This window comes from Nocardioides montaniterrae, from assembly GCF_054782655.1.
Genome location: NZ_BAAGSB010000011.1, coordinates 37,935 through 59,131, shown reverse-complemented (window position 1 = coordinate 59,131; position 21,197 = coordinate 37,935). Strand labels below are relative to the sequence as shown.

22 protein-coding genes are annotated in these 21,197 nt (G+C 69.0%); 16 read left to right on the top strand and 6 right to left on the bottom strand.

Features of this window, described 5'->3' with window-relative positions; genetic code table 11:
• Positions 1-14 precede the first annotated feature (14 nt).
• Entirely contained in the window at positions 15-977 is a 963-nt protein-coding gene (locus ACYVJ3_RS14255) for a PAC2 family protein (protein ID WP_460853703.1), read from the top strand.
• Complete coding sequence (locus ACYVJ3_RS14250) at positions 974-1,831, top strand: acyl-CoA thioesterase (RefSeq protein ID WP_460853702.1); 858 nt, start codon at positions 974-976, stop codon at positions 1,829-1,831. Before ACYVJ3_RS14255 ends, ACYVJ3_RS14250 begins: the two co-directional genes overlap by 4 nt.
• Positions 1,832-2,000: 169 nt before the next feature.
• Here the strand turns inward: ACYVJ3_RS14250 and ACYVJ3_RS14245 are convergent, their stop codons facing one another.
• Positions 2,001-2,843 (bottom strand): MaoC family dehydratase, encoded by an 843-nt coding sequence (locus ACYVJ3_RS14245; protein ID WP_460853748.1) that lies wholly within the window; start codon positions 2,841-2,843, stop codon positions 2,001-2,003.
• Position 2,844: 1 nt separating this feature from the next.
• Positions 2,845-4,179 carry a 3-oxoacyl-ACP reductase gene (locus ACYVJ3_RS14240; protein ID WP_460853701.1) on the bottom strand — a complete coding sequence of 445 codons (1,335 nt, stop codon included), beginning with the start codon at positions 4,177-4,179 and terminating at the stop codon, positions 2,845-2,847.
• Between the two features lie 157 nt (positions 4,180-4,336).
• Here ACYVJ3_RS14240 and ACYVJ3_RS14235 point away from each other — a divergent pair, with 157 nt between their 5' ends.
• Positions 4,337-5,617, top strand: coding sequence for an acetyl-CoA C-acetyltransferase (locus ACYVJ3_RS14235; protein ID WP_460853700.1), 1,281 nt, complete (start codon positions 4,337-4,339; stop codon positions 5,615-5,617).
• Positions 5,618-5,764: 147 nt separating this feature from the next.
• Here the strand turns inward: ACYVJ3_RS14235 and ACYVJ3_RS14230 are convergent, their stop codons facing one another.
• From ACYVJ3_RS14230 to ACYVJ3_RS14215, 4 genes are read right to left on the bottom strand one after another with little or no spacing between them, the layout of a single operon-like run.
• Entirely contained in the window at positions 5,765-6,463 is a 699-nt protein-coding gene (locus ACYVJ3_RS14230) for a TetR/AcrR family transcriptional regulator (RefSeq protein ID WP_460853698.1), read from the bottom strand.
• A gap of 32 nt (positions 6,464-6,495) precedes the next feature.
• On the bottom strand, positions 6,496-6,759 hold the full coding sequence (locus ACYVJ3_RS14225; RefSeq protein WP_460853697.1) for an ATP dependent DNA ligase: 264 nt from the start codon (positions 6,757-6,759) through the stop codon (positions 6,496-6,498).
• A complete protein-coding gene (locus tag ACYVJ3_RS14220; protein ID WP_460853696.1) occupies positions 6,759-8,006 on the bottom strand; it encodes an ATP-dependent DNA ligase in 1,248 nt (415 codons plus the stop codon). The genes ACYVJ3_RS14225 and ACYVJ3_RS14220 overlap by 1 nt, the downstream gene beginning before the upstream one ends.
• A 4-nt stretch (positions 8,007-8,010) precedes the next feature.
• On the bottom strand, positions 8,011-8,619 hold the full coding sequence (locus ACYVJ3_RS14215; protein WP_460853695.1) for a TetR/AcrR family transcriptional regulator: 609 nt from the start codon (positions 8,617-8,619) through the stop codon (positions 8,011-8,013).
• Between the two features lie 79 nt (positions 8,620-8,698).
• Here ACYVJ3_RS14215 and ACYVJ3_RS14210 point away from each other — a divergent pair, with 79 nt between their 5' ends.
• The 13 genes from ACYVJ3_RS14210 (at position 8,699) to ACYVJ3_RS14150 (ending at position 21,076) form a co-directional block, all read left to right on the top strand.
• A complete protein-coding gene (locus ACYVJ3_RS14210) occupies positions 8,699-9,631 on the top strand; it encodes a DNA-3-methyladenine glycosylase family protein (protein WP_460853694.1) in 933 nt (310 codons plus the stop codon).
• 165 nt (positions 9,632-9,796) lie between these two features.
• Positions 9,797-10,579, top strand: a complete 783-nt coding sequence (locus ACYVJ3_RS14205) for an MlaE family ABC transporter permease (protein ID WP_460853693.1) — start codon at positions 9,797-9,799, stop codon at positions 10,577-10,579.
• Positions 10,579-11,448 carry an MlaE family ABC transporter permease gene (locus tag ACYVJ3_RS14200; protein ID WP_460853692.1) on the top strand — a complete coding sequence of 290 codons (870 nt, stop codon included), beginning with the start codon at positions 10,579-10,581 and terminating at the stop codon, positions 11,446-11,448. The genes ACYVJ3_RS14205 and ACYVJ3_RS14200 overlap by 1 nt, the downstream gene beginning before the upstream one ends.
• 6 nt (positions 11,449-11,454) lie before the next feature.
• On the top strand, positions 11,455-12,507 hold the full coding sequence (locus ACYVJ3_RS14195; protein ID WP_460853691.1) for an MCE family protein: 1,053 nt from the start codon (positions 11,455-11,457) through the stop codon (positions 12,505-12,507).
• Positions 12,504-13,508, top strand: a complete 1,005-nt coding sequence (locus tag ACYVJ3_RS14190) for an MCE family protein (protein ID WP_460853690.1) — start codon at positions 12,504-12,506, stop codon at positions 13,506-13,508. Before ACYVJ3_RS14195 ends, ACYVJ3_RS14190 begins: the two co-directional genes overlap by 4 nt.
• 5 nt (positions 13,509-13,513) lie before the next feature.
• Entirely contained in the window at positions 13,514-14,455 is a 942-nt protein-coding gene (locus ACYVJ3_RS14185; protein WP_460853689.1) for an MCE family protein, read from the top strand.
• 4 nt (positions 14,456-14,459) lie between these two features.
• Positions 14,460-15,497 (top strand): MCE family protein, encoded by a 1,038-nt coding sequence (locus tag ACYVJ3_RS14180; RefSeq protein WP_460853688.1) that lies wholly within the window; start codon positions 14,460-14,462, stop codon positions 15,495-15,497.
• Positions 15,497-16,693 (top strand): MCE family protein, encoded by a 1,197-nt coding sequence (locus ACYVJ3_RS14175; protein ID WP_460853687.1) that lies wholly within the window; start codon positions 15,497-15,499, stop codon positions 16,691-16,693. Before ACYVJ3_RS14180 ends, ACYVJ3_RS14175 begins: the two co-directional genes overlap by 1 nt.
• Before the next feature lies 1 nt (position 16,694).
• Complete coding sequence (locus ACYVJ3_RS14170; RefSeq protein ID WP_460853686.1) at positions 16,695-17,798, top strand: MCE family protein; 1,104 nt, start codon at positions 16,695-16,697, stop codon at positions 17,796-17,798.
• Positions 17,799-17,824: 26 nt separating this feature from the next.
• Entirely contained in the window at positions 17,825-18,352 is a 528-nt protein-coding gene (locus tag ACYVJ3_RS14165) for a hypothetical protein (protein ID WP_460853685.1), read from the top strand.
• Between the two features lie 48 nt (positions 18,353-18,400).
• Positions 18,401-19,636 (top strand): phospholipase D-like domain-containing protein, encoded by a 1,236-nt coding sequence (locus ACYVJ3_RS14160; protein WP_460853684.1) that lies wholly within the window; start codon positions 18,401-18,403, stop codon positions 19,634-19,636.
• A gap of 25 nt (positions 19,637-19,661) precedes the next feature.
• Positions 19,662-20,534: an SDR family oxidoreductase gene (locus ACYVJ3_RS14155; RefSeq protein WP_460853683.1), complete on the top strand. Its 873-nt coding sequence runs from the start codon at positions 19,662-19,664 to the stop codon at positions 20,532-20,534.
• The gene (locus ACYVJ3_RS14150) at positions 20,531-21,076 is read left to right on the top strand and encodes a carboxymuconolactone decarboxylase family protein (protein ID WP_460853682.1); all 546 of its coding nucleotides are present in this window, start codon (positions 20,531-20,533) and stop codon (positions 21,074-21,076) included. Before ACYVJ3_RS14155 ends, ACYVJ3_RS14150 begins: the two co-directional genes overlap by 4 nt.
• Positions 21,077-21,197 lie beyond the last annotated feature (121 nt).

Sequence of the window (21,197 nt, the reverse complement as noted above, 5' to 3'; positions counted from 1 at the left end):
ACTAGGCTGGTCCTGTGACCGCTCCGTCGAACCAACCGCGCCTCGTCCACATCGTCGACGACGTGCCCGAGCTCGAGGGGCTCGATGCCACCGAGGGGCTGCGGCTGGTGATCGCGCTGGACGGCTTCCTCGACGCCGGCAACGCCGGTCAGCTGGCGTGCGCCCACCTGGTCAGCACGGGCGCGACCGGTGGCGGGGTCGTGGTCGCGACCTTCGACGTCGACCAGTTCCACGACTACCGCGCCCGCCGCCCCGCGATGTCCTTCGTGCGCGACCACTACGAGGCGTACGACGCCCCGCGGCTGGTCGTCCGCCTCCTGCACGACGCCGGCGGTGCGGCGTACCTCCTGCTCCACGGTCCCGAGCCAGACACCCGCTGGGAGGCGTTCTGCCGCGGCGTCCTCGAGGTCGTCGAGCGGTTCGGCGTGAGCCTGGTCGTCGGCATGGGCGCCGTCCCGATGGCGGTCCCGCACACGCGCCCGATCGCGATCACCCACCACGCCAACCGGCCCGAGCTGCTCACCGGCTCCAGCCCGTGGCGCGGCGAGCTGCGGATCCCGAGCTCGGCGCAGGCGCTGCTCGAGCTGCGCCTCGGCGAGTGGGGTCACGACGCTCAGGGCTTCGTCGCGCACGTACCGCACTACCTGGCCCAGCTGGACTTCCCGCGGGCCTCGATCGGCCTGCTCGAGCACGTCGAGCGTGCCGCGCGGCTGACGTTGGACCTCTCCGACCTGCACGCGAGCGCCGCCGAGCGGGACGAGGAGATCGCCCGTCACCTCGCCTCCAACGAGGACGTGCGTGACGTCGTCGATGCCCTCGAGCAGCAGTACGACACCTTCCAGCGGGCCGAGGCCGAGGGCAGCAGCCTGCTCGCGACCGACGAGCCACTGCCGACCGGGGAGGACCTCGGCCGCCAGTTCGAGCAGTTCCTCGCCGGTCTCGACGACCGCAACAACGATGGGGGAGATCCGGCATGAGTGGTGGACCCGAGGCGACCGCGAAGCTGGTCTCCCTGCTGGACCTGGAGAAGCTCGACACCAACCTGTTCCGCGGGCGCCAGCCCGAGACCACGCGTCAGCGCGTGTACGGCGGCCAGGTGGCCGCCCAGGCCCTCATCGCCGCGACCCGCACGGTCGACCCGGAGCTCAGCGTGCACTCGCTGCACTCCTACTTCCTGCTCGCGGGCGACTACTCGATCCCGATCATCTACGACGTCGAGCCGATGCGCGACGGTAAGTCGTTCGCGACCCGTCGGGTCGTGGCGCGCCAGCACGGCCGCCCGATCTACTACCAGTCGGTGAGCTTCCAGCGGCACGAGGAGGGCTTCACCCACCAGGACGTCATGCCGCCGGTCAAGGGCCCCGACGAGGGCATGGACATGATCGAGCTGATGCAGAAGCGCGGCACCGACGACGGCCTCGGCAAGGAGTGGGCCGCGCTCGACGTACGGTGGCTCGGCAACTCGCAGTTCGGCCTCGAGCCCGACGACATGCACCCCTCCCGCACGCAGGTCTGGATCCGGGTCGACGGTCGGCTCTCCGACGACCGCCAGGAGCACAACGCGCTGTTCACCTACGCCAGCGACGTCTCGCTGCTCGGTGCCACGCTGTCGGCGCACACGCTGGACCCCGCGCGCGTTCAGATGGCCTCGCTCGACCACACCATCTGGTTCCACCGGCCCTTCCGCGCCGACGAGTGGTGGCTCTACGACCAGTGGTCGCCCTCCGCCCAGGGGGGCCGGGGTCTGGCCATCGGTCGGATCTTCACCCAGTCCGGTGAGCTCGTGGCGACCGTCGCCCAAGAGGGACTCATCCGCCCCAACAAGTACTGAGGCGCGCTCGCGCAGGAATCACCGGTTCACCGGTGATTCCTGCACTTCCACCCCATTGCATCGGGGTGGAGGTGCAGGAATTGGTGAGAGCCGGTGACGCGTGTGACTCCTGAGACGACGACGCCCCGGCCCACTGCGGTGGGCCGGGGCGTCGTACGCGCAGCGCGAGCTACAGGCTGGTCGCGCGACCGAGCAGGTGCGGGGCACCGCTCTTCGGGCTGACCAGGGCGAAGTCGTAGCCGGTGGCCGTCTGCTCGGCGCCGAACTGTGCCTTGCCGGGCAGGAAGATCGGCTTCTTGAACGCGACCTCGACCGTGACCGCGTCGGGCAGGCGGGACTCGAGCGCGGCGATGCAGCGGGCCTTGCTCCACATGCCGTGCGCGATGTGCCGCTTGAAGCCCAGGGCCTTGGCGGTGATCGGGTAGAGGTGGATCGGGTTGCGGTCGCCCGACACCGCGGCGTAGCGGCGACCCAGGTTCTCCGGCAGCTTCCAGACCGGGCCCTTGACGTCGATCATCTCGAGCGGGAGGCCGGGGTCGCCGTTCTCCTTGTCGCCCTTGCCGATGCGGAGGTACGTCGACGTCGACTCCCACACGACCTCGTCACCGACGGTGGCGGTGACGTTCATGTCCCACGCCTTGCCCTTGGTGGAGGCCCGCAGGTTCTCCGCCCGGAGCGCCAGCGAGACCTCCTCGCCGATGGCGACGGGGCGGTGCTGGGTCATCGAGTTCTCGAGGTGGACGGTGCCGATCGCCGGGAACGGGAACGCTGCGCTGGTCATCAGCTCCATGTGCAGCGGGAACGCGAGCATGTGGAGGTAGGGGATCGGCGCGACGTCCTTGTTGGGGAAGCCGCACACCGCGTTGTAGCGCTCCACCTGCGCGCGCTCCACCGCAGCGGTGCGGTGCAGCGTCACGTCGGGCAGGTCGCCGCCGGTCTTCTTGATGCCGGGCAGCTGGTTCACGCCGGGCACCATCGGGAGCGCGGCCTTGACCATCACGGGCAGGGCCATGTCAGGCACCCAGCATCATCTGGCCGCAGACGCGGACCGTGTTGCCGTTGACCGCGGTGGAGGCGGCCGAGGCGTACCAGGCGATCGTCTCGGCGACGTCGACCGGCAGACCGCCCTGCGACATGGCGTTGAGGCGCTGGCCGACCTCGCGGGTCGCGAACGGAACGGCCGCGGTCATCTGGGTGATGATGAAGCCCGGCGCGACGGCGTTGATGGTGATGCCGTCCTCGAGCTCGCCCGCGAGCGAGTCGACGAAGCCGATGACGCCGGCCTTGGAGGTGGCGTACGACGTCTGGCCCAGGTTGCCCGCGATGCCGGCGATCGAGGCGACGCCGATGATGCGGCCGTTGGGGTTGATCACCTTCTGCGCGAGCAGCTCCTCGGTGATCAGCTCGGGCGCCAGGAGGTTGATCTCGAGGACCTTGCCGAACCGCTCGGGGGTCTGGTTGGCGAGCTTCTTGTCCATCGTGACGCCGGCGTTGTGCACGACGATGTCGACGCCACCGTGCTGGTTCTTCAGGTGCTCGGCGATGCGCTGCGGGGCGTCCGCGGCGGTGATGTCGAGGGTCAGCCAGTCGCCGTCGAGCTCCTTCATGACCTTGACCAGGTCGTCGGCGGCCTGCGGCACGTCGAGGCCGACGATCTTGGCGCCGTCGCGGTGCAGGACGCGGGCGATCTCCTCGCCGATGCCACGGCTCGCGCCGGTCACGAAGGCGACCTTGCCGGCCAGCGGCTGGGTCCAGTCGGCGACCTCGGCGGCCTGCTTCTCCTTCTTGGAGCCGATCCGGACGACCTGGCCCGAGACGTACGCCGACTTGGGGCTGAGCAGGAAGGCCAGCGTCGAGAGCGCGGAGGACTCATAGCCCTCGGCGACGTACACGAGCTGGACGGTGCCGCCCTTGCCGACCTCCTTGCCCAGGCTTCGGGTGAAGCCCTCGAGGCCGCGCTGGGCGATCCGCTCGGCACCCTCGAGCAGCTCCGGGGGAGTGCCGATGACGACGAGGCGCGAGCAGCTCTTCAGGCTGCGCATCACCGGGGTGAAGAACGCCTGCAGGGCGACCAGGTCGTCGACGGACTTGATGCCGGTCGCGTCGAAGACCAGGCCCTTGTACTTCTCGCCCTCGGCCTGCGCCGTGGCGGTGGCGATGCCCACGACGTCGAGCATGCCCGGGAGGGACTCGGCGACGCGGCCGTTGCCGCCGACGAGGACGGTTCCCTGGACCAGCGGGTCGCCGGCGGTGTAGCGGTCGAGCTTGACCGGGTTGGGAAGGCCGAGGTTCTTGACGAGGATCTTGCCGATCGGCGAGCTCACGAAGCCCTGGTACTTGTCGCTCATGGGCGGGGCGCCTCCGCAATCTGTGTCTGTGGTGGGAAGAGCGGGCTTCGCCCGCAACGGGAGTTTATGTAACTAGTTGTGTAACTGTGTGTCCACATTTCGTGATCTGGCTCCCAAAGGGTTCCGGGCCAGACCGTATGCCCCCAGGATAGGAATCATGGCTAACTCTGTACGTCGGGCCGCCGTCATCGGTGGCAACCGCATCCCCTTCGCGCGTTCCAACGGCGCCTACTCCACGGCGTCCAACCAGGAGATGTTCACTGCCGCGCTCGACGGCCTGGTGGCCCGCTTCGGCCTCGAGGGCCAGCGCCTCGGTGAGGTCGCCGGCGGCGCGGTGCTCAAGCACTCGCGCGACTTCAACCTGATCCGCGAGTCGGTGCTCAGCACCAAGCTCGCCCCGGAGACGCCGGCCGTCGACATGCAGCAGGCCTGCGGCACCGGCCTCCAGGCGATCAACTACATCGCCAACAAGATCAAGGTCGGCCAGATCGAGGTCGGCGTCGGCGGCGGCGTGGACACCACGTCCGACGCCCCGATCGCGATCTCCGAGAAGCTCCGCAAGAAGCTGATCGCGGTCAACAACAAGCGCACCACGGCCGACAAGCTCAAGGCGCTCGCCAAGATCCGCCCGGCCGACATCGGCATCGCGGCGCCGAACAACGGTGAGGTCCGCACCGGCATGTCGATGGGCGACCACGCCGCCATCACCGCCCTCGAGTGGAAGATCACCCGCGAGGCGCAGGACGAGCTGGCCGTGAAGTCGCACCACAACATGGCAGCGGCGTACGACGCCGGCTTCATGGACGACCTGATGACGCCGTTCCGCGGCCTGGAGCGCGACAACAACCTGCGCGCCGACTCCTCCGTCGAGAAGCTCGCCACCCTCAAGCCGGTCTTCGGCAAGGGCGAGGCGGCCACCATGACCGCGGCCAACTCCACCCCGCTGACCGACGGTGCGTCCGCGGTCCTGCTGGCGTCGGAGGACTGGGCCAAGGAGAACGGCCACGAGGTCCTCGCGTACTTCGTCGACTCCGAGGTTGCCGCTGTCGACTTCGAGCACGGCAAGGAGGGCCTGCTGATGGCCCCGGCGTACGCCGTCGCCCGGATGCTCCAGCGCAACAACCTCACGCTGCAGGACTTCGACTTCTACGAGATTCACGAGGCGTTCGCCTCCGTCGTGCTGTCGACCCTCGCCGCCTGGGAGTCGCCGGCGTTCTGCAAGGAGCGCCTCGGTCTGGACGCGCCGCTCGGCTCGATCGACCGCACCAAGCTCAACGTCAAGGGCTCCTCGCTGGCCGCGGGTCACCCGTTCGCCGCGACCGGCGGCCGCATCGTGGCCCACACCGCGAAGATGCTGAAGGAGAACGGCGGCGGTCGTGCGCTGATCTCCATCTGCGCCGCCGGCGGCCAGGGCGTCGTCGCCATCCTCGAAGCCTGATTGAGCCGAGCGCAGACGAGCTTGCTCGTATGCCGAGGCGATTGAAGGCTGCCGAGCGAAGCGAGGCCGGCGTGAGCCTCTAGGAACCAAGACCCTCGCGGGCCGTCCGGATCATCCGGGCGGCCCGTGGGTTTTTTGCGGGGTCCGTCAGGATGCGGCGGGGTGCGCCAGCATCGCCAGCGCCGAGGCCACGACGAACTCGCGGACCTGCTCGGGCGAGATCTGCCCACGCGTGGGTACGCCGGGCGCGGACTCGCCGACCAGGATGCCGAGGCGCGCGAGCTGCAGAGCGCCCAGGCCGCTGGCGTAGAACATGTTGGCCAGCACGACCGGGTCGCTCTCGAGCTTGAAGTCGCCACTGGCGATGCCGTCGGCGAGCACGTCGGACAGCACGCCCATGCAGGACGTCATCGCGCGCCCGAGCCGGAACAGGACCCGCTCGGAGACCTCGTCGAGCAGCTCGTCGCCGGGGCGGACCATCAGCGCCTGCGCGCAGTCGACGAACGCGGGGTGGGTCAGGCCGAAGTCGACGAACGCACCGACGGTCGTCTCCAGGCGCGCGGTCGGGTCGGCGTGGCCGTCGGTGGCGGCGGTCATCGCGTCGTGCAGCTCGTCGAGGTAGCCGACCAGGGTGAGACCGAAGATCTCCTCCTTGCCGATGAAGTGGCGGTAGACGATCGCGCGGTTGATGCCGACGGCGCCGGCGATCTCCTCGATCTGCACGTCCCGCACGCCCTTGGCGTCGAAGAGCCGGCGCGTCGCGGCGATGATGTCGGCCTCACGGGCACGGCGGCGTACGGCCGCGGCCTTGCGCCGTCCGTCCGCCTCGGGTGCTCGCGTCGCCATGTCCCGGAGTGTACGCAATGTGCAACTAGGAGTTACAGGAGCGCGCGCACCGTGTCGATGGTGTCGGCCTCGTCGGCCGTCTTGTCGTCGCGGTAGCGGACGACGCGGGCGAACCGGAGGGCGAGGCCGCCGGGGTAGCGGGTCGAGCGCTGGAGGCCGTCGAAGGCGATCTCGACGACCTGCTCGGGTCGCAGGGTGATGATCCAGCCGTCGTCGTCGACGGCGAGCTCGCCGAAGCGCTGCGTCTGCCAGGCCAGCATCTCGTCGGTCATGCCCTTGAACGTCTTGCCGAGCATCACGAAGCCGGTGGGCGAGGAGGGTCGCGGGCGCCGAGGTGGATGTTGGAGAGCCAGCCGCGGCGGCGGCCGGAGCCGCGTTCGACGGCCAGGACCACCAGGTCGAGGGTGTGGACCGGCTTGACCTTCACCCAGGCGGCGCCGCGGCGGCCGGCGTCGTACGCCGCGTCGACGGACTTCACCACGACGCCCTCGTGGCCGTCCTCCAGCACGGACGCAGCGAACGCAGTGGCCTCCTCGGGCGACGACCCGACCCAGCGGCGTACGCGGTGGGCGGCGGGGACGAGCCGCTCGAGCACCTCCCAGCGCTCGTGCGCCGGCCGGTCGATGAGGTCCTCGCCGTCGAGGTGCAACACGTCGAAGAAGTACGGCGAGACGACCGTGTCGCCGGCCCGCGTCGCCGTACGGGAGGCCGTCTCCTGGAACGGCCTCGGCCGGCCGTCGTCAGCGAGCGACAGCGCCTCGCCGTCGAGCACCAGGCAGCGGGCCGGCAGCGAGCGGACGAGATCGACGACCTCGGGCAGGCGGGCGGTGATGTCGTCGAGGCTGCGGGTGGCGATGGTGACCTCCTCGCCGTCGCGGTGCACCTGGATGCGGATGCCGTCCAGCTTGGCGTCGACACCGACCTCGCCCGAGTGCCCGGCGGCTTTGGCGATCGCCGTGGGGACATCGGTGGCGGACGACGCCAGCATCGGCAGGACCGGCCGGCCGACGGTCAGGCCGACCGCCTCGAGGGCCGCGATGCCCTCGAACGCCGCCTCGACGACGTACGTCGCACCGCCGGCCAGCATCGCCGCCCGCCGGACCGCGGCGAGCGGGACGGCGGCGGCCGCGGCCAGTGCCTCGGTGACGATCGACTCGAGCGCGCCCTGGCGGACCTCGCCGACCGTGATCGCGCGCAGCCACGCCTGCTCGTCGGCGGTCGCGCGGGCGAACAGCTCGGTGGCGGCCGTCGTACGAGCTCCGGCGGAGCCGGGCCCGGACAGCTCGGACATGGCCTGGAAGGCGGCGTCGACCTCGGCGACCTCCAAGGATGGCCGGTCGGCGGGGGAGGGCAGCGCCTGGAGGCTGCGCCAGCCCAGACCGGTACGCCGCTGTCGGAGCCGTCCGCTCAGGTAGTGGGCGACGAGCCCGCGTTCACCGGCATCGGCCGCGACGAGCAGCTCGGCGATCAGCCGGGCCTTCTCCTTGCGCGACCGCGTGGCCCCCACTGCTGACGACACGTCGACGAGCGTGGTGAGGAGCATGGCGTCAGTGGGTGGCCTCGAGGATCGCGGCGGTGACCGCGCCGCGGATGACCAGCTCGAAGACCTCGTCGAGGTCGAAGCCCTCGGCGCCGGTGCCCTCGAGCTCGCCGAAGTAGCCGGCCACCTCGAGGCTGACGAACCCGTGCAGGGCGGCGAAGATCGCGGTGCCGGTCGGCAGCATCCGCTCCTCGGGAAGCCCGGCCGAGCGCACCATCACCGAGAGCGCCTCGAGCGCCGTGAGGGCGGCGCGGAAGAAGGCGTCGCGGTCGATCGGCGGACGCGTCAGCGCGGAGTAGCGGTGCGGGTGCTGGCGGGCGAACGCGCGCAGCGCGTGGCCCAGCGCGCGCAGCCCGTCGGCGCCGGCGTGGCCCATCGCGGCCGTGCGGACGCTCTCGCCGAGCAGTCGCATCGCCCGCACCTGGATGTGGGCGCGCAGGTCCTCGAGGTTCGCGACGTGGTTGTAGAGCGAGGAGACACGTGTGTCGAGCTCGGCCGCGAGCGAGGTCATCGTCAGCTCGTCGTACCCGTCGCGGTCGACGAGCGCGTCGGCCGCCTGCAGCACGGCCTCCTGGTCCAGCCGGGGACGGCGGGTGGTGCTGCCCTCGGTGCTCACGGCGCTCACCCTAGTGCGGTCGAGGCTTCTGCGCCGGAAGGGGCGCGCGAGAAGGTGGTCTAGCCCTACAGTCGGCAGCATGCATGGTGCCGACGCTGCGCGGGTCTGGAACCCGCGGCGCCGGGTCTCGGTCGACGCGATGCTCGCGCAGCACCGTCGGGGCGCCGGTGACCCGACGCACCGGCGCGACGCGACGGGCGTCAGCTGGCGGGCGAGTCGTACGCCGGACGGGCCGGTCGCGCTCGCCGTACGTCCCCAGGACGCGGCCGGCGACATCCACGCCGAGGCCTGGGGGCCGGGGGCGCGATGGGCGCTGGACCAGCTGCCGGACCTGCTGGGGGAGAGCGACGACTGGAGCGGCTTCGAGCCGCGCCACCCGCTCCTCGAGGAGATCCGGCACCGTCACCCGGATGCGCGGCTCGGCCGCACCGGGCGGGTGCTGGAGGCCCTCGTGCCCGCGATCATCGAGCAGAAGGTGACGGGCCAGGAGGCGTTCAAGGGCTTCCGTGAGCTCGTACGCCGTCACGGCGAGCCCGCGCCCGGGCCCGCGGCCGGCCTGATGCTGCAGCCCGACGCCGACACGCTGCGCCGCATCCCCTCGTGGGAATGGCTGGCGCTGCACATCGACCCCGCGCGGTCTCGCACCCTCGTCGAGGTAGCGGGCCGCGCGCACGCCTGGGAGAAGTTCTGCGACATTGCGTCGCAGGAGGTCGATGTTCGGCTACGCTCCGTGCGCGGCATAGGGGTGTGGACCAGTGCCGAAGTGCGTCAGCGGGCCATCGGGGACCCGGACGCGGTGTCATTCGGCGACTACCACGTGGCTCGGGACGTGGGGTGGGCGCTGGAAGGCCAGGAATTCGACGACGCCAGGCTCTCGGCGTACCTCGAACCCTGGCGGCCCCAACGGGGGAGGGTTCCGTTCCTGCTCGGGACGGCAGGAATCCATCGTCCGCGGAGGGGTCCGAGAATGGCGCCACGTGGACACCTACGGGTGCGTGACCAAATTGCGTGATATCTGTTACATCGAGAAACAGGCAGTCGTTTGGCTCGACGACGGACCGGTCTACCGGTCGTGCCTGCAAGAGAACGGGGTGCTGATGGGACTCGCGAGACTCAGCGGACAGGGGGAACACGCATGAGTGCGGTCTTTGCCTCGGGACGCTCCTTCGTTGACAACATGACTGGTCGGTTCAAGACCGGCATCGAGACGACGGGTGAGCTCATCAAGCTCTCGGCGGAGTCCCTGCAATGGGGCTTCTCCGACATCCTGGCTCGGCGGTTCTCCTGGTCGGAGTTCCTCCTCCAGTGCTGGTTCATGACGCGGGTCTCGCTCGCGCCGACGATCCTGGTGTCGATCCCGTTCGGCGTCATCACCTCGGTCCAGATCGGCGCAGCGGCCAACCAGATCGGCGCGAACTCGTTCATCGGCGCGGTCAACGGCATCGGCGTGCTCCGCCAGGGCGCACCCCTGGTCACCTCGCTGATGATCGCCGGCGCCGTCGGATCGGCCATCTGTGCCGACCTCGGCGCTCGGACCGTGCGTGAGGAGACCGACGCCCTGATGGTCATGGGCATCTCGCCCATCCAGCGGCTCGTCGCCCCGCGCATCCTCGCGGCCCTGCTGGTGTCGGTGCTGCTGACCACCATCGTTGCGATGACCGCCATGATCACGGCGTTCGTCGTCGTCGTCGGTGGCGGGCAGGTCTCCTCCGGTACCTACATCGACTCGTTCATCGGCCTGAGCCAGCCGCTGGACTTCCTGGTCGCTGAGATCAAGGCGTTCATCTTCGGATTCGTCGCCACCATCGTCGCGGCCCAGAAGGGCCTCAAGGCGCGAGGCGGCCCCAAGGCCGTCGCCGACGCCGTGAACCAGGCGGTCGTCCTCTCCGTCATCCTGCTGGCCGTCATCAACGTGGCGCTCACGCAGGCCTACGTGATGCTGTTCCCCGGGAGCGCCTGATGTCTGATGTCCACCTCGGTCGCAGCATGGGCGACCGCGCCTCCGACCTGATCGTCGGCTTCACCGACGGCGTCATGAAGAACCTGGCCACGTTCGGGTCCTTCCTGACGTTCGCCTGGGACGTCTTCAAGAGCATCCCGGCCACTCTCGCGATGTACCCCAAGGAGATGCTCCGGCAGCTCAAGGACATCGCCTGGGGCTCGGGTGCCCTCCTCGTCGGCGGTGGCACCGTCGGCGTCATGGTCCTGCTCTCCATCGCGGCCGGCACCTCGCTCGGCATCGAGGGCTTCAGCGGCCTGGAGATCGTCGGCCTGGCGCCGCTCGCCGGCTTCATCTCGGCCAGCGCCAACACCCGCGAGCTCGCACCGCTGATCGCGGCCCTGGCGCTCGCCGCGCAGGTCGGCTGCCGCTTCACCGCGCAGATCGGCTCGATGAAGATCTACGAGGAGATCGACGCCCTCGAGGTCATGGCGGTCAGCGCGATGCGGTACGTGGTGACCACTCGCGTCATCGCCACGATGCTCGCGATCCTCCCGCTCTACCTGGTCGGCCTGATCGGCAGCTACATCGCCTCGCAGTGGTCGACGGTCATCCTGTTCGGGCAGTCGCCCGGCCAGTACGAGCACTACTTCTCGGCGCTGATCCAGGGACGGGACATCCTGTTCTCGGTCATCAAGATCCTGATCTTCGCCCTCACGGTCGGCTTGATCCACTGCTGGTACGGCTTCAAGGTCGGTGGTGGACCGCAGGCGGTCGGCGAAGCGACCGGTATGGCCATCCGCGCGAGCATCGTCGCGGTCGTCGTGCTGGACATGGTGCTCACGCTCATCTTCTGGGGTGGCGACCCCGGCTTCCGGATCGCGGGGTGATCTGACATGGCACGCGAAATCTCCAGGAACACCCTCGCTCGACGGGGCCTCGTCGGCCTCCTTGCGCTGGCTGTCATCGGCGCCTTCATCACGCTGCGCAGCAACGGCACGTTCGGTACGACGCCGCACGTGACCGCGCTGGTCGACAACGCGGGCGGCGCGCTCGTCAACGGCTCCGACGTCAAGATGAACGGAGCCATCATCGGCAAGGTCTCCGCCATCAAGCGCGCTCGCAACGGTCAGGTCGAGATCGACCTCAACATGGTCAAGGACGACCTGGCGCACGTCCCCGGCAACGTCGTGGCCCGGATCCTCCCGGCCACCGTATTCGGCAAGACGTTCGTCGACCTGGTCGTCCACGGCAAGGCGTCCTCGAGCCACCTCGAGACCGGCGCCACCGTCCAGGCCGACAGCACCCAGGGGACGCTCGAGCTGCAGGACGCGCTCGACGACATCGACTCCCTGGTCAAGGCTCTCGGCCCGGCCGAGCTCGCCTCGGCGCTCGGCTCGGCGGCGCAGGCCCTCGACGGCCGCGGCGCGCAGATCGCCAGCATGGTCACGACCGCGAACAGCTACCTCGGCCGGCTCAACCCGAAGATGCCGCTGGTGCGCGCCGACCTGCAGAAGCTCGCGCAGGCCACCACCGTCATCAACCGGGTCGCGCCCGACCTGCTCGACGCCACCGACGACTTCCTGGTCTTCGCCAGGACGATCGCCGGCAACCAGGCGGCGATCAGCGCCGTGCTCTCCGGCGGGACCACCCTGGCTGACACGGCCACGGCGTTCCTGAAGAAGAACCAGTCCAACCTGGTCCGGTTCATCCGGGGGTCCTCGACGCTGCTCGACGCGCTCTACGACAACCGCGTCGTCGGCATCAGCCGCTCGATCGGCGTGAACCTCATCGCGGGTGATCGTCTGCAGTCGACGGTGAAGTACGGCTACGTGCAGGCGGACGGAACGCTGACCACCAAGGTGCCGCCGTCCTACACCTCCGGTGACCGGCCGTCGTACCGCACGACGAGCTCGAGCCTCACCTCTGCTCTGGGAGGAGCCCGATGACCGGCCTGAGGTCGATCGCGATCAAGTTCGCCGCGTTCACCGTACTGAGCGGGTTCCTCGCGTTCCTGCTGGTGAACACCATGCTCAACGGTGTCAGCGGCGACAAGCAGGAGTTCAGCGCGAACTTCTCCGACGTCAACGGCCTGCGCAAGGGTGACGACGTCAAGGCTGCGGGTGTCCGTGTCGGCAAGGTGACCTCGATCTCGGCCACGGCCTCCGGTGCCACGGTCAAGATCGACATGCTCAAGAAGCAGCCGATGTACGACAACACCGAGATCGTCATGCGCTACCAGAACCTGCTGGGTCAGCGTTACCTCTCGCTGGTGCAGGACGGCCCCAAGGGCCAGCAGCTGCCGAGCGGGGCGACGATCCCGGAGTCGCGCACCAACCCGGGCTTCGACCTGACCGAGCTGCTCAACGGCTTCCGGCCGCTGTTCAAGATCCTGCAGCCGGCGGACGTCAACAAGCTCGCCACCTCGATGGTGAAGGTGCTCCAGGGTGAGGGCCCGTCCATCGAGGCGCTGCTCGGCCAGACCGGCCAGCTCACGAACTTCCTCGCCGACCGTGACAAGACGTTCGGCGCGGTGATGACCAACCTCAAGCCGGTGCTGGACAACCTGGCCGGCCAGGGCGGTCAGCTGAAGGCCACGATCAAGGAGGTCGAAGCCCTGATGACCGGCCTCGCCAAGGACCGCAAGTCGATCGGCTCGTCCATCGACGGCATCAGCAGGCTGGTCGGAAGCACCAGCTCGTTGCTGCAGGAGGTGAAGGTGCCGCTGGTCCACGCGACCGACGAGTTCACGACGACGGCGTCCACGCTGGCCAAGTCGCGCAAGGCGCTCGCCAACACGGCACCGGCGTTCACCACGCTGCTCGGCTCGCTGGGCCGCGCGACGTCGTACGAGAACGCGCTCAATGTCTACATCTGCAAGCTGTACCTGGGTGTGGGTAGCTCCACGGTCCCCGTGGGCGGCGACAACTACTCGGCGGTGTGTCGATGAAGCCCATGAATGCGCGCGACCCGTTCAAGGTCGGCATCGTCGGAGCCGTCTTCGGTCTCCTTCTCGCCGTCGGCGTGGTCATCATCAGCACCACGAACTTCGGCACCAAGACGTACACCGCGGAGCTCGCCAACACCGGCGGCCTGCGCAAGGGCGAGGACGTCGAGGTCCATGGCGTCAGCGAGGGCAAGGTCACCAGCATCAAGCTGGCCGGTGACCACGTCGAGGTGAAGTTCGCGCTGTCCAAGGACATCCAGCTCGGCAACCTCACCACCGGCGCGGTCAAGGTCGCGACGCTGCTCGGCACGCACTACCTCCAGGTCGAGCCGAAGGGCACGGGCTCGATGCCGGGCGACACGCTCCGCACCGTCGCGGTGCCGTTCAACCTGCAGGACGTCATCGACAAGGGCTCGCACTCGCTCGAGCAGCTCAACCCGAACCTGCTGGCGAAGGCACTGACACAGATGGCGTCGACGCTCGGCGCGAGCCAGAGCCAGATCGGTCCGGCGCTCCAGGGCGTCGCCCGGCTGTCCGAGGCAGTGGCGAACCGCTCGTCGCAGATCGGTGCACTGCTGGTCTCGGCGCGCAACGTCAGCACCCAGCTCTCCGACAGCAGCGCCGACATCATCGGCCTGATGAAGCAGACGAACCTGGTGGTCTCCGAGGTGACGGCCCGCAGGGCCGCCATCCACAAGCTGCTCGTCGAGACGACCAGCCTGGCCCGCTCGCTCACCACGATCGTCAACGCGACCAAGGGCAAGCTGAAGCCCGCCCTGAAGGACATCAACACGGTGCTCGACACCCTCAACGGCGAGGACGCCCAGCTGCAGAAGCTGCTCACGACGCTGGCGCCCGCGGTCCGGTACGTCGCCAATGCGACCGGCAACGGCCCGTACCTCGATCTCTATCTGAAGCCGCCGGCGCTCCCCGCCGACAACATGAGGTGACGTGATGACTTCGAAGATGATGCGAATCCTCTGTGCATGCCTCATCGGCATGGGCCTGATGCTCACGACCTCCTGCGGCATCGGTGGTGGCGGCACGATCACCGTCAAGGCCTACATGGCCGACGCGGCGGGTCTGTTCGTCGGCAACGACGTCGGCATCCTCGGCGTACCCGTCGGCAAGGTCACTGCGATCAAGCCGATGGGCGACAAGGTCGAGGTCAGCCTGCAGATCAACAGCGACCAGAAGATCCCCGCCGGTGCGCACGCCCTGGTGATCGCACGATCCGTCGCCACCGACCGGTACGTCGAGCTCGCGCCGATCTACCACGGCGGCGCGCAGATGGCCGACGGCGACACGATCCCGCTCGACCACACGCAGACCCCCGTCGACTTCGACGAGGTGCTGCACGCCCTCAACCGGTTCGCGACCGGCATCGGTGGCTCCAAGGACGCCACCGGCGCCATCCGGGCCTTCATCAACCAGGGCGACAAGGCGCTGAGCGGCCGTGGCCCGCTGCTGAACCAGACGATCCACTCGCTCTCCGAGGGCATCAACGGCCTCGCCACCCAGCGTGGCAACGCCGCAGCGACGCTCACCTCGCTGGACAAGCTCGTCGGGACGATCGCCGCGAACAAGGGCACCGTCAACACCTTCATCCGCCAGGTGTCGAGCGCGAGCCAGCTCCTGGCCTCCGAGCGCAAGAACTTCCGCTCGGCGCTGAGGAGCCTGACCCAGGCCGTCACGGTCGTGGCGCAGTTCTCGGTCGACAACCGTGCCGAGATCGTCAAGGCGCTCGGTGGCTCCTCGAAGCTGATGAAGACCATCCTCGCCAAGCAGAACGCGCTGCGTGAGGTGCTGCACGTCATGCCGTTGGCGCTGCAGAACATCCAGCGTGCCCACGACGCGAGCGGCCGGCGCCTGCCGGTGCGCATCGACCCGCTGATCCTCGACCCGCTGGGCGGAGTCCTGCAGTCGGTCTGCGGTCAGTTGCCGGGCAACCTCTGCAACATCCTTGACGGAATCTCCCTGGGGGCCCAGTGATGAACCCGCGTATCCGCACGGCAGTCGCCGGCACCGTGCTCGTCGGCCTGACCGGCGGCCTGAGCGCCTGTGGTCTGACCATGAGCGACCTGCCGATCCCCGGTACGGGGGTCTCCGGCGACACGATGAAGGTCGAGGCGGACTTCCGTGACGCCCTCAACCTGTCGGTCGGTGCTCCGGTCAAGATCAACGGCGTCGACGCCGGCAAGGTCGCCTCGATCGGTGAGAAGGACTTCACCGCCGTGATCGACCTGACCATCCGCAAGGACGCCCAGCTGCACCAGGGCGCCACCGCGCGCCTTCGCTACACGACGCCGCTCGGTGAGCTCTTCATCGACATCACCAACCCCAAGAGCGGTCCCGCTCTCGGGGACGGCGCCAAGCTGGGTCTGCCCGCCACCGAGACGGCACCGACCGTCGAGGACGCGCTGGCGGAGGCCTCGACACTGATCAACGGCGGTGGCCTCGACCAGCTCCAGACGGTGACCTCCGAGCTCAACACCGCGCTCAACGGTCACGAGGGCGACTTCCGGGCGTTGCTGCAGAAGTCGAAGGTCTTCCTGACCCAGGCCAACGCGACGTCGGGCAGCATCGACCAGGTCCTCACCTCGCTGAACGCGGTCTCCAAGACGCTGAACGCACGCAAGGGCACGATCAACGCGGCGATGCACGACCTCCGCCCTGCGGCGAAGGTCCTCCGCGAGGAGACGCCGGCCTTCACCAAGCTGCTCAAGTCGATGGAGGCGTTCTCCGGTGCGGCGAACAGCACCGTCGACGCGACGCGGGCGCAGCTGCTGCGGATGCTCAAGCAGGTCAGCCCGGTCCTGGCGGAGTTCAACTCCAACCGGGGTCGCTGGCAGGCCTCGCTGGAGTCGATCGCCAAGGCGGCCGGTGTGGCCGACGACGTGGTGGCCAACGACTACCTGAACATCTCGCTCAACCTGCACCTGGACAGCCTGGACCTCGGTGGTCTGCTGCCCAGCCTGGGCAGCCTGTTCAACCTGATCGGCCTCGGCGGCGTGACCAGCGGCACCGGTGGTCTGCTCGGCAACCTCGGTAGCCTTCCGCTGCTCAGCGGCACCTCGCCGCTGAAGGGCACCAAGACCACCAAGGGCACCAAGCCCGGCGGGGGTGGGCTCGCGTCCACGACCTCCGGGGTCGGCAGCCTCCTGAACAGCCTGCTGGGAGGCAACTGAGATGGTGAAGAAGATCCTCACGGACAAGCTGTACCTCAGCGTGGTCGGCATCGTCCTGGTGTTCATCCTCGCGGTGGCGTACATCTTCTCCGCCGTCCTCTCCGAGCCGCTGACCTCGCGGCCCAAGACCGTGAGCGTCGACCTCGCCCAGACCGGTGGTCTGTTCGAGGGCTCCCAGGTCACCTACCGCGGTGTGCGGATCGGCAAGGTCACCAAGATCGTGCCGTCCGACACCGGTGTGGTGGCGACGGTCAGCCTCACCTCCACCGACAAGATCCCCACGGCGTCGCACGCCGTCGTGCGCAGCCTGTCGCCGGTCGGCGAGCAGTACCTCGACTTCCAGCCCCCGGCGAAGATGGTCGGCGGCCAGGACAAGTCGACGTCCGGCCCGTACCTCGAGAGCGGCGACACGGTCCTGGCCACCTCGACCGACATCCCCACGAGCCTGACCCAGACGGTCATCTCGATCAGCAAGGTCCTCAACCAGATCGACCCGCAGAAGCTCAAGCGCGTCCTGGGCGAGCTGAGCACCGGCCTCGCCGGCACGGGTGACGACATCGGTCAGATCCTGGACCAGGGTCAGCAGCTGCTGACCACCCTCGACCAGGTGTGGCCGCAGACCGACCGGCTGATCACCAACGCCGGACCCGCGCTCTCCACCATCACCGACAACGCGGGTCAGCTCGCGCAGCTCGGCACGACGGCCAAGGTCCTGGCGCGGTTCCTCAAGAACTACTCGCCGGAGTTCATCCACACGCTGAAGACGGCTCCGGCCCAGTTCAGCGAGCTGGTGAAGCTGATCAACGACGCCGACAAGGTGCTCCCGGGCTTCTTGACCACGGGCGTCTCGTTCACCGACTTCACCTCGGCCAACGACGGGGCGCTGCGTGCGCTGCTGCGTGACTACGCCCCCGGCATCCAGTCGCTGCTCAACAAGGTCTGGAACCACCACCTCAACATCCAGATCATCGCGGACAAGGACAGCCGTTGCTCCTACGGCACGACCCGTCACGACCCCCGTGGTCCGCGCGAGGCGTTCCAGACCGGCGGTCACTGCCCGGCGTCGCTGTCCTACCTGCAGCGCGGCGCCGCGCACGCCCCGTGATGACCTGGTCGGTAGGTTCTTGATCCGTGAGTGAACTGAACAGCGGTCGCAAGATCGCCGCGGTGCTCGGTGCTGCCTGCACCCTGCTCCTGATCGCCGTCGTCGTCCTGAGCGTCCTGGCCGTGAAGTGGCACGGCCAGGCCTCGGACGCGAAGGCCGACACGGCCGCGGGTCGGGCCGCGCTGGCGCAGGCGAAGAAGGACCTCGAGCTCATGGAGGCCTACTCGTGGAAGGAGCCGGGCTCCTACGACGACTGGGCGGATGCCTTCACGTCGCCGGAGGTGGCGCAGCCCTTCCGCAGGAACCTCAAGATGACCGAGAAGGTCATCGCGCTCTCGAAGACGGTCGCCAAGGGCGACATCGTCGATGCGGCGTACCGGGTCGTCGACGCGCACCACGTCGAGATCCTCGCATTCGTCGACCAGATCATCGTCGCGCACACGCAGAACCCGCTGACTGTCGACCAGCAGCGCGTCCGGATGACGATGACGACCATCGGTGGGCAGTGGAAGATCTCCAACTTCGAGGTCGTCCAGCACTCCAAGGAGTCCTGATCCGAGGCCTGCCCGGAACCCGCTCAGGCATGCAATAGATTGACCGACGTGGGAGTCCGGAGCGCCGTACGACGTCTGCTGCTGGCGCTGATCGGTGTACCGATCGTGGTCGCCATCAGCATGTCGCTGGTCGACTCCTACCGGCGTCGTGGGAAGCGGCCCAAGCCGTTCCCGACCCGCGCCCCCTCGACGGTCAGCGTCGGGGACGGGTCGGTGACGACGTACACCTACGGTCGTGACCTGTACGACGACATGCTCGCCGCGATCGACGCGGCGGAGCGTCAGATCCTCCTGGAGACCTACATCTGGAAGGGCGACGCGACCGGCGAGCGTTTCAAGCGGGCGCTGATCGACGCGGCGGACCGCGGCGTCGACGTCTACGTCATCTACGACGCGTTCGCCAACCTGGTGGTCTCACCGACCTTCCAGCGGTTCCCACCGAACGTGAAGGTGCTGCGCTACCCCGTGTACGCCGCCGGGTGGCGGTTCTTCGACCTGCGGCGCTACGGCCGCGACCACCGCAAGCTGCTGGTCGTCGACGACAACGTCGGGTTCATCGGCGGCTACAACATCGGTGCGCCGTACGAGACCGAGTGGCGCGACACCCACGCCCGGGTCACCGGGCCCGCGGTGTGGGACCTCAAGCGCGCGTTCGCCGACTTCTGGAACCTCAATCGCCGTCGGCGGCTGCGCTCCTCGGAGCGGCCGCTGCTGCTGGAGACCGCATCGACGTGGGAGCCGCGGATCCGCTTCCAGCGCAACATCCCACGGCTGTGGATGTTCCCGGTGCGCTCGATGTACCTCGAGGCGATCAACCGCGCGAGCACGAACGTCTGGCTCACGACGGCCTACTTCATGCCCGACCAGGACTTCGTCGACGCGCTCAAGGACGCCGCCCGCCGCGGGGTCGACGTACGCCTGCTGCTGCCTCTGAAGTCCAACCACGTGGTGGCCGACTGGATCTCGCGCGGTTACTTCGGCCAGCTGCTCGCGTCAGGGGTGCGGATCCTGCGCTACAAGGACGCGATGATCCACGCCAAGACCGCGACCGTGGACGGCAACTGGTGCACCGTCGGCACGGCCAACATCGACCGGCTCAGCCTGCAGGGCAACTACGAGATCAACCTCGAGGTCATCGACAGCACGCTGGCCGCCGAGCTCGAGCAGGTGTTCCTCGTCGACGAGTCCAACTGCCTCGAGCTCACCGCCGGCGAGTGGGAGGCGCGTGACCTGCACCGCCGGTTCACCGAGGCGCTGCTCCAGCCGCTCAGGCGGCTCCTGTGAGCGAGCGCACCGAACGGGCCGAGCCGTGAGGCCGATCCGGGACCTGGCCGGCAAGAACGTGCTCGTCACGGGCGCGGCCAGCGGGATCGGACGGGCCGTGGCCGAGCAGGCCGCCGACGCCGGCGCGGTCCTCCACCTGACCGACATCGCGGAGACCGCGCTCGCCGAGGTCGCTGACGGCATCCGTGCCCGCGGGGGACGGGTCGCACTGGCCTCGGCGGCCGATGTCGCCGACCATGCCGACGTACGTCGCCTCGCCGCCGAGGCGAGCGCCGCCTCCGGATCGATGGACGTGGTGCTCAACGTCGCCGGGATCGCGATCTGGGGAACGGTGCGCAGCCTGGAGCCGGAGCACTGGCAGCGGCTCGTCGACGTCAACCTGATGGGCCCGATCCACGTGATCGAGGAGTTCGTGCCGGCGATGATCGACGCCGGTCGTGGCGGCCAGCTCGTCAACGTCTCGTCGGCCGCCGGGATCATCGCGATGCCGTGGCACGCGGCGTACAGCGCCTCGAAGTTCGGGCTCCGCGGCGTCTCCGAGGTGCTGCGCTTCGACCTGCGCAAGCACCGGATCGGGGTCAGCCTGGTCTGCCCGGGAGGTGTCGACACCGGCCTGGTCGAGACCATCCGGATCGCCGGGATCGACCAGCAGAGCAAGGCGTTCGTGCGTGCCCGCCGGGCGTTCCAGAAGCGTGCGGTCTCGCCCGAGAAGGCCGCCGAGGCGATCTGGCGGGGCGCCCTGCGCAACCGCTACTGGGTCTACACCTCGGCCGACATCCGACTCGTGCACCTGCTGCAGCGTTGGTTCCCGCCCGGCTACGCGCTCGCGATGCGGGCATTCAACCTCGGCGCCAACCGGGTGCTCCCGGCCGTCGAGAAGGCACAGAGGACACCATGAACGAGCAGCCGCGGATCACCCCCGGCGGGTGGCGCGACGTCGGCCCCGTCATCGCCGGGTTCGCCCGGATCGCCGGCCGGGTGACCGGCACGAACCCGCCGGCCGTGTTCCTCACCCTCGGTCGCCACCGGGGTCTGTTCTGGGGCTGGCTGCACTTCGCCGGCAAGCTGATGCCCGGCGGCAAGCTGGCCCGCCGCGAGGCCGAGCTGGTCATCCTCCGCGTCGCCGCGCTGCTCGGCTCGGACTACGAGCTCACCCAGCACCGTCGGCTCGGACGTCGGGCGGGCCTGTCCAAGGACGAGGTCGCTGCGGCCGAAGGGACGTTCGACTCCGCCACGCTGACCGAGCGCGAAGCGCTGGCGCTGCGGGTCGCCGACGAGCTGGTCGGTGAGCAGGACATCTCCGACGTCCTGTGGGAGGAGCTCGGTCGGCTCTTCGACGAGCAGGAGCGGATCGAGCTGGTCCTCCTGGTCGGGCACTACGCCATGCTCGCGACGGTGCTCAAGGCGTTCCGGGTGGAGCCTGACGCGCCGCGCGCTTGAGTTCTGACATCGTCTCGCTACGGTGGGCGGGGAAGTGAATCAGGCCTGACGCCCGTGACCGGGCGTCGTGTCGAGTCCCGGGTGAGTTCTTCCCAGGGGCGTCGATCCGACTCACTCCCTG